Here is a 12,234-nt window from a genome sequence, read left to right on the forward strand (position 1 = left end):
CGGTTACTTCTTGCCCTTCGTGGGTTGCGGTTCTTCCAGAGCAGGTACTTCGTCGGGCATGCGGCCGGCCGGAATGATGGCGAGCAGGGAGAGTCCGGCGAGGACGAGTAGCGAGGTTCGCAGGGCGCGCAAGCGCGCTTCGGTGTTGATCCGGATGGCTTCGTCGATCTGTGCTTGTGTCGCCGAGGTGTTTTCGAGCGTCACGACGAGTTGATCGTTGGGGACGAAGTTGACCTGGTCGAGATTGATCCCGGACTCGACCTTGAGTGATGCCGGGATGGTGGGGTTGTCGATCAGCTGCGAGCTGACGAGGGAACCGAGGATTCCGACGGCGAAGACGCTGGCCACCGCGATGCCGACGCTGCCGGACATGTTGTGTACCAGTCCCCGCCAGGCACCGACGTCGCCGGCCAGTTCCTTGGGGGCTGCGGTGAGGAGGGTGTTGAACACCAGCGCAACGATGGCGCCCTGCCCGAGGCCGAGGGTGATCAGTCCGATGACGACAAAGATCTGATGCCAGTCGCCACGAATGGTGAAGGCCAACAAGATGAGTCCAGCGGCAACGACGACGAACCCGGCTCGTGCGATCAGACGCGGGGAGTACGTCTTGTACAGACGCGCGACGACGGTACTCGCGATGAAGATCGAAAGTGTGTACGGGATGATCGAGAACGACGTCTGCAAGCTGCTGCGGCCCTGGATGATCTGCATGTACAGCGGAATGAGGAAGTTGGCCGCGGTTCCCACGAACATCATCGTCGCCATGCAAATCGTGGTGGCGCGCTCGGCGCCGGTCTTGAGGACGTCGAGGTTGAAGAGCTGAGGCTTGTTCTGCGCCTTGCGGCTTCGCGTCCACTGGAAGAATCCCTGCGCGCAGATGGTGCCGAGGACGATCAGGATGGCCGCGGGTGAAACACCGATGACCGAGAACGGCGCAGCGTCGGTGGCCAGGATGACGCCCCACGAGTTCAGGCCGCTGAAACCGAAGCTGAGCAGGATGACGGCAACGGCAGCAATGGCGGCGCCGGCCCAGTCGATGGTGATGTCCTTCTGCGGGGGAACAGGTTTGACCCGGAAGCTCAGGATCAGGTTGACCACCGCGAGAGCCACGACGAGGGCGAACGAGTATCGCCACCCGATCGTCGTCGCGAAGGAACCGGCGATGAGCAGCGCCAGCACACCGGCCGCCGGGATTGCTGCTGCCAGGTAACCGATGGCCTTTGCCTGCTGATCGCCACTGAAGTTCGTGGCGATGAAGACCGTCAATGCGGGAGCGATGAGGGCGATCACGGCGCCGGATGCAGCTTGCGCCACGAACAGCATTGCCGGGCTCTGACTCAGGGCGACCGCGGCCATTGCGAGGCCGTGAATCGCGACGGCAATCTGGAAGACCAGACGCGTTCCGTAACGGGCGCCGATCTTGGCCCCCAACAGAATGAAGGCAGCCATGGCGAAGGTGCCCGCGGTGATCGCGGTGCCGACACTTGTTGCGGGCGTGTCGAGATCGGTGGTGATGCCGGCCATCGAGACGGTCAGGGCGTTGACGGCGAACGACGCCTGAATCTGGGTGAGGACCACCACGATGAGTGGTAGCCAGGAGGCGGTGCTCACGGCGGCCGTTGTGGCGGCCGCGCCAGGCTTTACGGACATGATGGGTCACGCCTTCCTCGACACTGCGTGTACTCGCGACGTGCCCGGATCAGCCACGCACGGCTACATTAGCCGGAATTGTGCTGAATGGTCGCCTGCAAGTGGTTGGTTTCTTCGCGATAGACCACCATCTCCCGGTGCAAGGCGCGCCGGAAGCGCGGTTGCTCGGCCAGGAGTACGGCCAGCACGGTCAGCAACAGCCACGTCGCGGCCGCGCTCGCGAGGAGCAGCAGGACCGGAATCCACGGACCGCCCATCTGCTCGAGCAGCGTCGTCTTTGCCCAGACGCGCCAGTAGAGCATCAGATTGACGATCAGTCCGACACCGTACGAGATGACGAAGGACAGCAGGAACTGCTTCCACGTGCCGTCGTGGCGCCGCGCCGTCATCGGTTCTGCCCGCAGCGGCAAGCTCACCGACATCACGTTCGCGACCCCCAACCAGAGCAGGATCATGGTCAGCACCTGGCCGCACGCCTTCACCAGGTCGGCACTGCTTCCGGAGCGCCACGCGAGGACGGCGCTGAGCAGGAACCCGGCGCTGCCGACGAGAAGCAGCATCACCGCGTTCTTCGCGACCAGTACGTGCCAGAGCCTGGTTCCACCGGACAACGCAGCACGGACGCGGCCGGCGTCGAAGCTGAGCGCATTGGTGCACACGACGCTTCCGACCACACCCGAGAGTGCGTACAGCGCAAGGTAAGGCAGTCGATCTTCCTTGGCGTCCCACTGGAAGAGGCGAATGAATGCCAGGTACGCCAAGCCCATTCCGAGGCTCAGCCCCAGCCGAAACGCGATCGACCGAGGCTTACCACTCACGACGTGCCGTGCTTCCTCACGGATCCGGGAGCCGAGATCCTGCACGTGGCGGACGACGGGGTTGCCAGAGTTCAGCGGGACGTAACCGCGGATCGCGGCGGCGACGGTATCGGTGTCACCGGCATCGAGCGCGGCGACGCGTGCTTCGAGAACCGCAAGGTGGGCGGCGCGCAAGGCTATCCGTGCGGTGGTCACCGCGGCGACGGCGTCGGCCTCGGCCTGCGCGGCGGTGCCGATGCCGGCGTCGGCGGGCAGTGGCGGCTGCAATGTCGTGATCAGTTCGAGTTGGCGAGCCATGTGCGGTGACGGCGACAACCCGCTGTACGACGGTCGGCTCAGCGCTGATCGTTCGTCGTCGAGCGAATCACGGACGGACGCGGCAGCCTTGCGGACGGCTGCCGGGTTGTGCCAGCGCACCGACCGGGCGTCACGCTCGGCGGCGACGGCCCGGGAGGCAACCTCGGTCAGATCCTCGACCGCTGTCAATGTCTGCTCCACTCGGTTTAGGTTGGTTTCATGACCACCAACTCGGAAAAGGAAGATCTCCAGCGGTACCTGCAGGCAGCACGTGATGCGCTCGTCTGGAAGCTCGACGGGCTGTCGGAGTATGACATTCGGCGCCCGATGACCCGGACAGGGACCAACTTGTTGGGTCTGGTCAAACACATGATCGGCGTCGAGCTCGGGTATTTCGGTCCGACGTTCGGCCGTCGGGTTCCCGATCTCCCCGCGTGGTTGCGTTCGGAGGAACTCAACGTCGACATGTGGGCCCGCGCCGACGAGTCCACTGCCGACATCGTCGAAACCTATCGCCGCACCTGGGCTTTCGCCGACGCCACGATCGAGGAGCACGATCTGGACGCCCCCGGCTTCGTGAAGCACTGGCCGGAGGATCGTCGCGACGTCACACTGCACCGGATACTCGTTCACGTTGTCACCGAGATCCATCGGCACGCCGGCCACGCGGACATCGTGCGGGAGCTGATCGACGGCGCCGCTGGGATGAAGGCGGGCGACAACAATCTGGCTCCCGGTGATGAGGCGTGGTGGGCCGAGTACACCGACCGTCTGGAGACGGCGGCACGCGAGGCCCACCACGCTTGAACTACTCGAATACCGCTGCTGCGCCGATCACCACGACAACGATCACGAAGTTGATCAGTAGCAGTGGCCAGACGAAGCGCAGGAACTTGTCGTAGCCGACCTTCGCCATGGCCAACCCGCCGACAACGACGACGTTGGTCGGGGCAACCATCAGCATCAGGCCGTGGCCCATCTGGAAGGCGGTGATGACGAGTGCGCGGCTGACTCCGGCAAAGTCGCCCAGCGGCGCGAGCAGCGGCATCGCCAGGGTGGCGTGACCGGAACTGGACGGGATCAGGAACGCCAGCGGGATGTTGACGAGCATCACCAGGATCGCGAAGACCCCCGCCGAAGCGCCGCTGACCAATTGCTCCATCGCGTTGAGGATGGTGTCGAGGGTTTCGGTGTTGGTCATGATCACCGAGACGCCGCGAGCGAGCAGGATGACGATCGCCGGTCCGACCATGTCGCCGGCTCCACGCGTGATCAGGGAGACGATCTTCTTCTCACCCATCTTCGCGACTATGCCGACGAGAACGGCGGCGAGGATGAACAGCATCGCCAATTGCGGGAACCACCAGTTCAACTCGAACCAGTAGGGCTCGGTTGCCGTGACGTGGTACGCGTCGTACTCGGCCGGACCGGTGGTGGCGCCGAAGATGCTCGACCACGGGATGACGGAGAAGATCATCAGTCCGAAGGTGAGTCCGGTGATGAGCAGTACCAGCTTCTGAGTTCCGGTGAGCTTGCCGTCGATGTCCACCGGCTCGGCCGGCTCGGCCGACTCTTCGTCTTCGTCGTCCGCGATGTCGAAGCCGACAAGCGACTTGGACGGATCCTTCTTCACCTTTGCGGCGTAGCGGAGAACGAATACCACTGCCACAGCGGTCAATACGATCCACAGGATCACGCGCAGCACGATGCCGTCACCGATGGAGACGCCTGCCTCACCGGAGGCGACGCCGATCGAGAACGGATTGACGGTCGACGCCATGTTTCCGACCAGAGCGCCGAGGATGATCATGGTGGCCGCGACCATGCGGTCGTAGCCCAGTGCCGTCATCAGCGGTATGAGCAGGGCGTAGAAGCCGAACGTCTCGACCGAGAAGCCCATTGTCGAACCGAGCAGTGAGAACAGCACCATGATGACGGTGATGAGCAACCAGCCCTTGTCGCTGAGCTTGGTAGCGAGTTGGGAGACAGCGGTTTCGAGACTGCGGGTGGCAAAGCTGACCGAGATGAACGCACCGAGCGCCATGATGAAGAGGACTACGCCGACCGAACCGAAGAGCCGTCCGATGTTGTCGGTGTCGACGAACCCGGTGATCGAATCCTGGACGCCGTAGAGGCCGTTCACGGGGGAGAGGATCAGTTGCTGGATTCGTTCCCAGAACGACAGCGGAGACGTGACGGTTTCGAAGCTGCCGGGAACGGGTGAGCCGTCCACGTCGACGCCGAAGCGTCCGGCCGGAATGAACAGTGCCGCAATCCATACCAGGACGGTGACGATCGCGAGCATCGTGACCGCGCCGGGGAACTCGAACTTCTTCTTGGCCGGAGTAGGTGCGGACCCCGTGTCGGTTTCGGTGCTCATTTCTTCACCTCGAAGGTGTGCGCGTACTCCTGGAAGAACAGTGCTTTGGCGACGACGGCCTTCTCGAGCTCGTCGAGCAGGACTCGTTCGTTGGGGCCGTGGATGTTCGCGTAACCGTCGGTGGCGCCGAACAACAGCTTCTCGGCGGTGGGCACTGCTGTATCCAAGGCCATCACGAGGGGGATCGAGCCGCCGCCTGCCATCAGCCCGGCCGGCTCACCCCACGACTGCGATAGTGCAGACAATGCCGCGTCGAAGGCCGGTCCACCTTCGGCTGCCGCAAACCCGTCGCCGGTTTCTCCCGCGGTGACAGTCAGTTGCAAACCGAAGGGGCGCAGGGCTTCCAGGTGCCGGACCAGAGCAGCCTGCGCCTCGGTGGCAGGTTGGCGCGGGTGTACGCGCAGATTGATCACGGCGCGGGCAGTGCTTGCGACGGCGTTGACCGCACCGTCCACAGGGGGAGCGTCGATTCCCGTCACGGTGATGGCCGGGCCCGACCAGATGCGTTCGCCGATGCCGCCGGTTCCGAGCAGCGGAAGCCCGTCTTGGATCTCGGCGAGGGTGCGGAACTCGTCCTCGGTGTATGAACTGCCGGTCCACGGTTCGCGCAGGAGGCCGTCGATCGCCACGTCACCGTTGTCGTCGTGCAGCGACGCCAGTGCGCGGATGAGCGCGAGGCGGGCGTCCGGTGCGGCGCCGCCGTAGAGGCCGTTGTGCTTGTCGGCGCCGAGAGTGGTGAGTTCGACGATCACCTGGGCGGATCCGCGCAGTGCGACGGTCAGGGTCGGTGATCCGGGTCGAACGCTCCCGACGTCGGCGATGACCATTGCGTCGGCCGCAAACAATTCGGGGGCTTCCGGCGGATAGTTGTCGAAGGGGCTGCCGAATTCTTCCTGGCCTTCGATGACGAGCTTGACCGTCACCGGCGGCTTTCCGTCGAAGACGCGAAGCGCGCCGATCATGCCGATGACGTTTGCCTTCGAATCTGCCGTACCGCGGCCGTAAATCGCGCCGTCACGCTTGCTCGGTTCGAAAGGCGGTGAATCCCAGAGTTCGACGTCGTCGGCGGGAACGACGTCGTAATGCGAATACATCAATACGGTCGGGGCTCCCTCTGGACCGGGAACTGTTGCAATGATGACCGGCGCAGTTTTACCTGTTATTTCGAGTTTCTCTATCTTCGTGACTCCGGACTTCTCCAATAGAGAAACGATCAGGTCGTGAGCCTCGAACAGGGGCTCGCTGGGGAAACCTTCTGTTGCTATCGACGGAATACGAACAAGTTCGACGAGTTCCGACTCCAGTGCCGGCATCAAAGCGGCAACTGTTTCCTTGATTGTGGAATAGGAGGGCGAGGCGGATTCTTCCGGCACGGAATTGACTCCTTCTGGGAAAGGCGAAAAACATTAGAGGCAGAGTCTTACACCCGATATGCGGGGTGTGAAAGGGTGACCCGAACAAAAAGCCGAAGTGGGGCGCCGGGCTCGCGATTCTTGACATTGACGTCAACGTCAACACACACTGTGACGGTGACCACCAGTGAAACGCAGGAGCGAGCGCGGACAGCCCGCAAACTCGGCGACGGTCCACGCCGTGCCGGACTGCTCGACACCGCTGCCCTCTGCTTCGGCGAACTCGGATACGACGCCGTGACGGTCGAGACGATCACGACCAGGGCTGATGTGTCCCGGGCGACCTTTTACGCGTACTTCTCGTCGAAGGACGAGGTCTTCCGCGCCGTCGCCGAAATGATGTGCCGACGCTTCCTCGACGCTCAGCACATGGAGGGCCCGGCGGCCGAGGATCTACGCGAAGTTCTCCGAACGACCACGTCGGCGTTCATCACGGCCGTGTACACCTACGGTGACCTGCTCGCGGTGATCGAGCATCGGGCGCGGGTGGATTCCGAGGTCGAGCGCAGTTGGTCGGCGGTTCGCGAAAAGCTCGTGAGCCGCTACGTCCGCTTTGTCGAACGGATTCGACAGGTTCACGACGTAGATCCCTGTGTTTCGCCCCCGGTGCTCGTTCAGATGATCTCGGACGCACAGATGGCCGGTGGAGCACGACTGAGTAAGGCGAGTGTCGAAGAGCAGAACCAGTTCATTGCAGATATGACGACGATGTCCGAGCGGTTGATCGGGTTCGAAGAGTCGAAATAGATTTCTTTTACGAATGGAGTGATCGGTGGCAGAACAAGACGTGCTCGAAGCGGCTCTGGCGGAGATCTCTGCGCTGCAACAAGCGCATTGGCCCGCCGGCATTCCCCGCGCCGTCGAGTATCCGCTCGAAGGTGGGGGACTTGTCGATTACTTGCGGCATTGGGCGATCGAGCGGCCGGATACTCCTGCCATCGTCTTCTACGGCCGGGTCATCACGTATTCCGAATACGACGAGCTTTCGGATCGTTTTGCCGGATGGCTGCTGTCACTCGGAGTCGAACGCGGCGATCGCGTCGGCGTTCACCTGGTCAATTGCCCTCAGTTCCATATCGCGATGCTCGGCATTCTCAAGGTCGGTGCGGTTCACGTGCCGATCAATCCACTCTTCCGTGAACATGAATTGATTCACGAACTCAACGATGCCGGCGTCAAGGTCCTACTGACGCAGAACACCTTCTCGAAGTTGGTGAAGAAGGTTCGCTCACAGACTCCACTCGAACACGTCGCGAAGACTGCAGTGTCGGACATGCTGACGGCGATCCCGACCGTCGAACTGCCCTTCGAGGTCGACGATCCGCGCCTGAGCGACTGGCAGTCGATCATCACCAGTGAGCGGGCGACTCCTGTCGCCACCGAACTCGATTCCCTCGCCGCCCTGAACTACACGGGCGGAACGACGGGAATGCCCAAGGGCTGTGAGCACACTCAGCGCCACATGGTTTACACCGCGGCCACCGCGACGCTTGCGGGCGGTGACCAGGTGGGTGCCAATCCGCCGGTGTCCCTGGTGTTTCTGCCGATCTTCTGGATCGCAGGTGAGGACTTCGGCATCCTGGTTCCGCTCGTCAACGGCGGAACCGTGGTCCTGCTGAATCGTTGGGATGCGGAGACCACGCTCGACGCTGTCGAGGCTTACGGCGTGACCTCGCTGGTCGGAACTGTCGACAATTACGTCGAACTGATGGACACGCCAGGATTCGCGGAGCGAAATCTCTCGACACTCCAGAACGTCATGGCAGTTTCGTTCGTTCTCAAACTCGATCCGGCCACGCGCCAGCGGTGGCGCGAGGCTACAGGCGGCGTTCTGCGCGAAGCGAGCTACGGCATGACCGAAACCCACACCGCGGACACGATCACCCTCGGCTTCCAGGACGGCGACTACGACCTGAAAAGCGAGCCGGTGTTCTGCGGAATTCCGGTGCCCGGCACCGACGTTCTGATCGTCGATCACGACGGCAGGCCGGTGCCCGTCGGCGAGCACGGGCAGATCATCGTGCGCAGCCCATCCATCCTTTCCGCGTACTACCGCAACGAGGCGGCCACCGCCGACGCCATCCGTGACGGCTGGCTGCAGACCGGTGACGTCGGAAAGTTCAGTGAGCGTGGCGGTTTGCACTATTTGGCGCGGAACAAGGAAATGATCAAGACCAACGGCATGAGTGTCTTTCCCTCCGAGGTGGAAGCGCTGCTCATGCTGCACCCGGCGATCGAAAAGGCTGCGGTGGTGCCGAAACCGGACCCGGACAAGGGGCAGGTGGCTTTTGCGTTTGTCCAACTGGTCGAGGGTTCCGACACTGCGGCCGACGAGATCGTCTCGTGGGCGAAGGAGAACATGGCCACGTACAAGGTGCCCGAAGTGGAAGTGCTCGAGGCGCTTCCGATGACAGCGACAGGAAAGGTGCGCAAGGGCGATCTGTTCGAGCGCACTCAGGGGGACAAGTGAGACTGCTGATTGCGAACCGCGGCGAAATTGCGCTGCGGATCATTCGAACTGCCCGTGAACTCGGGATCGAGACGGTGTCGGTGTACGCCGAGGACGACGCGTCCAGTCCGCACGTCGCGGCGGCCACGGAGTCGGTGCCGCTCGGAGCGTCGGGCGCATCCGCGTACCTGGATCAGAGCGCACTGCTGAAGATCGCGGCCGAAACGGGCGCCACCCACGTGCACCCGGGCTACGGGTTCCTCAGTGAGAAAGCCGAATTCGCGCAGGCGTGTACCGAGGCGGGCATCGTCTTCGTCGGCCCGGACGCCCAGGTTCTCCGGACTTTCGGCGACAAGGCCAGCGCCCGCACTGCGGCGGTCGACTCCGGCGTACCGGTCCTGCCGTCGACATCGGCGAACGCCGACCTCGACGAGGTGCGTGAATTCTTCGAGCGCAATTCCCGCGGGATCATGATCAAGGCGCTCAGCGGCGGCGGTGGCCGCGGCATGCGCGCGGTGCGTGACCCGAAAGCACTCGACGACGCGTACCGTGTGTGTGCGGCCGAAGCCCAGTCGGGATTCGGCAGTTCGGCACTGTTCGCCGAGGTACTCAGTGAGCACGCTCGGCACATCGAAGTGCAGATCGTGGCGGCACCGGGGCAAGGTGGAACCCACGCGCTCGCTCTGGGTGACCGCGATTGCAGCGTCCAACGTCGCCATCAGAAGTTGATCGAGGTTGCGCCCGCGCAGGGGCTGTCGGGGGCCCTGCGCGGGCGTCTTCACGCTGCGGCGGCGAGGCTGTGCGCCGAGGTCGGCTACCGCGGCATCGCGACGGTCGAGTTCCTCGTCGAGGAACGCGGCTTCGTCTTCCTCGAGGTCAATCCCCGAATTCAGGTGGAGCACACGGTGACCGAGGAGGTCACCGGAGTCGACCTCGTCGCCGTGCAGCTCGCGATCTCGGACGGAGTTCCGTTCGAGAACCTGGACCTGCCAACAGGGATCATCGCTGTCGAGAAGGGCTCGGAGACAGTCGGATCCGTGGCAAACGCTTCGGGAATCGCGATCCAGACCCGCGTCAACATGGAAACCATGACGCCGGACGGCAATGCGTTGCCCTCCTCGGGCACGCTCGACAACTTCACTCCTCCGGGCGGGCCCGGTGTGCGCGTGGATACCTTCGGTACGGTCGGGCTCTCGCCGAGTGCGCGTTACGATTCGCTCTTGGCAAAGGTGATCACCCACACGCGTCGATCGGATTTCCCTGCCGCGGTGCGCAAGTCGATTGCCGCTTTGAGTGAGTTCGCCATCGACGGCGTAGCGACCAACATCGAGTTCCTGCAGGCAATACTGTCGGACAAGGACTTCCGCGACGGCCTGGTCGACGTCGACTGGTTGGGTTCTCGATTGGCGGACCTCGTCCCCGACGTTGGCCCACAAACGCCCTCCTCGTCTGTGGACGTGGCACCGGACGAGGATGTGGTCCGTGCACAGATGGCGGGCATCGTCGTCGAACTCGCGGCAGTCGGTGACGGCGTCCATGCGGGTGGCCAGGTTGCCGTCCTCGAGGCGATGAAGATGCAGCATGTTCTCTCGGCGCCCGGTGATCTCGAAGTGGTCCGGGTCCTGTCGTCACCGGGGAGGTCGGTGGGTGCGGGCGAACCGTTGCTCGTCGTCCGTAGTGCAAGCGCGGGATCGAAGCTCGCCGAGGTCGACGAGGTGGACCTCGACGACGTGCGTCCCGATCTCGCGGAGATCATCGCTCGCCACGAGGTGACCCTGGACCCGGCCCGGCCCGCAGCCGTGGCGAAGCGTCACAAGCTGGGACGCCGGACTGCTCGCGAGAACGTCTACGACCTGGTCGACGACGACAGCCTGGTCGAGTACGGCGCTCTCGCGCTGGCGGCGCAGCGCAGTCGACGCAGCGAGGAAGACCTGATCGCCAACACTCCTGCTGACGGGTTGATCGGCGGAGTGGCGACCATCAGCGGCGGCGAGAGCGTCGTGATCTCGTACGACTACTCGGTGCTCGCCGGTACCCAGGGCATGCGCAATCACGCCAAGACCGACCGCCTGCTCGAGATCGCCGATCGCAAGCGAGTTCCGGTGGTGCTGTTCGCGGAAGGTGGCGGCGGTCGCCCCGGTGACACCGACGCCGGCGCCGGGGCGGGCCTCGAGCTGGGAACCTTCCGCGCCATGGCGGCGCTGAGCGGGCGGGTGCCCATGGTCGCCGTCGTGTCCGGGCGCTGTTTCGCGGGCAACGCGGCCCTGGCCGGTGCCTGCGACGTACTGATCGCGACGCCTGACGCCAACATCGGCATGGGAGGCCCTGCCATGGTCGAGGGCGGCGGGCTCGGAAACTTCCGCCCCGAGGACATCGGCCCCATCGACGTGCAGCGCCGTAACGGCGTCGTACACCTGGTCGCTGACGACGACGCTCATGCGGTGGCGCTGGCCAAGCAGTACCTCGGCTACTTCCAGGGTGCGAGCGGAGAGTGGACGGCTCCGGATCCGCGGCTCCCGCGGCATGTGGTGCCGGAGAATCGCCTGCGCTCGTACGACGTTCGTGGAGCGATCGACGCAATCGCGGACGTCGACAGCGTCCTGGAACTGCGTCGAGACTACGGACGCGGTGTAGTCACCGCACTCGTTCGTGTCGAAGGAGTGCCGTACGGTGTGCTGGCGAACAGCAGCGATCATCTCGGCGGCGCGATCGACGCGGAAGCCTCGGACAAGGCTTCGGATTTCCTGGAACTGCTCGAAGCGCACCGCATCCCTCTGGTGACCCTGTGCGACACACCGGGATTCATGGTGGGCCCGGACTCGGAAGAGGAGGCGACGGTCCGAAGGTTCGGCAGATTCTTCGTTGCCGGTGCTCGCCTCACCGTGCCGTTCGGAACGATCATCCTGCGCAAGGGTTACGGGTTGGGCGCCATGGCAATGGCCGGTGGTTCCTTCCACGCCCCCGAGTTCACGGTGGCGTGGCCGACGGGCGAGATCGGGCCGATGGGTCTGGAAGGTGCTGTACGTCTCGGTTTCCGCAAGGAACTCGAGTCCGTCGAAGATCCGGTGGCTCGGGAAACGCTGTTCGGTCAGTTCGTGGAACTGGCCTACGCACAGGGCAAGGCGCTGATGGCGGCGACCACGTTCGAACTGGACGACGTCATCGACCCGGCCGATACCCGCGGATGGATCAGACAACTCGGCAGAAACAGTTGAGATCCTGCTGATT

8 protein-coding genes are annotated in these 12,234 nt (G+C 63.8%); 4 read left to right on the forward strand and 4 right to left on the reverse strand.

Annotated elements, in window-relative coordinates; translation table 11 throughout:
- Positions 1-3: 3 nt before the first annotated feature.
- Both RWT78_RS01160 and RWT78_RS01165 read right to left on the reverse strand, forming a co-directional pair.
- Complete coding sequence (locus RWT78_RS01160) at positions 4-1,650, reverse strand: MFS transporter (RefSeq protein ID WP_050657053.1); 1,647 nt, start codon at positions 1,648-1,650, stop codon at positions 4-6.
- A gap of 68 nt (positions 1,651-1,718) precedes the next feature.
- On the reverse strand, positions 1,719-2,966 hold the full coding sequence (locus RWT78_RS01165) for a hypothetical protein (protein ID WP_314673422.1): 1,248 nt from the start codon (positions 2,964-2,966) through the stop codon (positions 1,719-1,721).
- A gap of 18 nt (positions 2,967-2,984) precedes the next feature.
- Between RWT78_RS01165 and RWT78_RS01170 the strand changes: the two genes are divergently transcribed.
- Positions 2,985-3,572: a DinB family protein gene (locus RWT78_RS01170; protein ID WP_003944177.1), complete on the forward strand. Its 588-nt coding sequence runs from the start codon at positions 2,985-2,987 to the stop codon at positions 3,570-3,572.
- 1 nt (position 3,573) lies between these two features.
- Here RWT78_RS01170 and RWT78_RS01175 read toward each other — a convergent pair whose 3' ends face one another.
- Positions 3,574-5,145, reverse strand: coding sequence for a TRAP transporter large permease subunit (locus RWT78_RS01175; protein ID WP_314673426.1), 1,572 nt, complete (start codon positions 5,143-5,145; stop codon positions 3,574-3,576).
- Positions 5,142-6,518, reverse strand: coding sequence for a M20/M25/M40 family metallo-hydrolase (locus RWT78_RS01180; RefSeq protein WP_314673428.1), 1,377 nt, complete (start codon positions 6,516-6,518; stop codon positions 5,142-5,144). Before RWT78_RS01180 ends, RWT78_RS01175 begins: the two co-directional genes overlap by 4 nt.
- Positions 6,519-6,668: 150 nt before the next feature.
- On the opposite strand from RWT78_RS01180, the gene RWT78_RS01185 reads away from it, so the two are divergent.
- From RWT78_RS01185 to RWT78_RS01195, 3 genes are read left to right on the forward strand one after another with little or no spacing between them, the layout of a single operon-like run.
- Positions 6,669-7,304: a TetR/AcrR family transcriptional regulator gene (locus RWT78_RS01185; protein ID WP_019746323.1), complete on the forward strand. Its 636-nt coding sequence runs from the start codon at positions 6,669-6,671 to the stop codon at positions 7,302-7,304.
- A 25-nt stretch (positions 7,305-7,329) separates the two neighbouring features.
- Positions 7,330-9,027, forward strand: a complete 1,698-nt coding sequence (locus RWT78_RS01190) for an AMP-binding protein (RefSeq protein ID WP_007735929.1) — start codon at positions 7,330-7,332, stop codon at positions 9,025-9,027.
- Positions 9,024-12,221, forward strand: a complete 3,198-nt coding sequence (locus RWT78_RS01195; RefSeq protein ID WP_314673434.1) for a carboxyl transferase domain-containing protein — start codon at positions 9,024-9,026, stop codon at positions 12,219-12,221. The genes RWT78_RS01190 and RWT78_RS01195 overlap by 4 nt, the downstream gene beginning before the upstream one ends.
- The last annotated feature ends 13 nt before the right edge of the window (positions 12,222-12,234 follow it).

The organism is uncultured Rhodococcus sp., from assembly GCF_963525155.1.
Taxonomy (GTDB): Bacteria; Actinomycetota; Actinomycetes; order Mycobacteriales; family Mycobacteriaceae; genus Rhodococcus_F; species Rhodococcus_F qingshengii.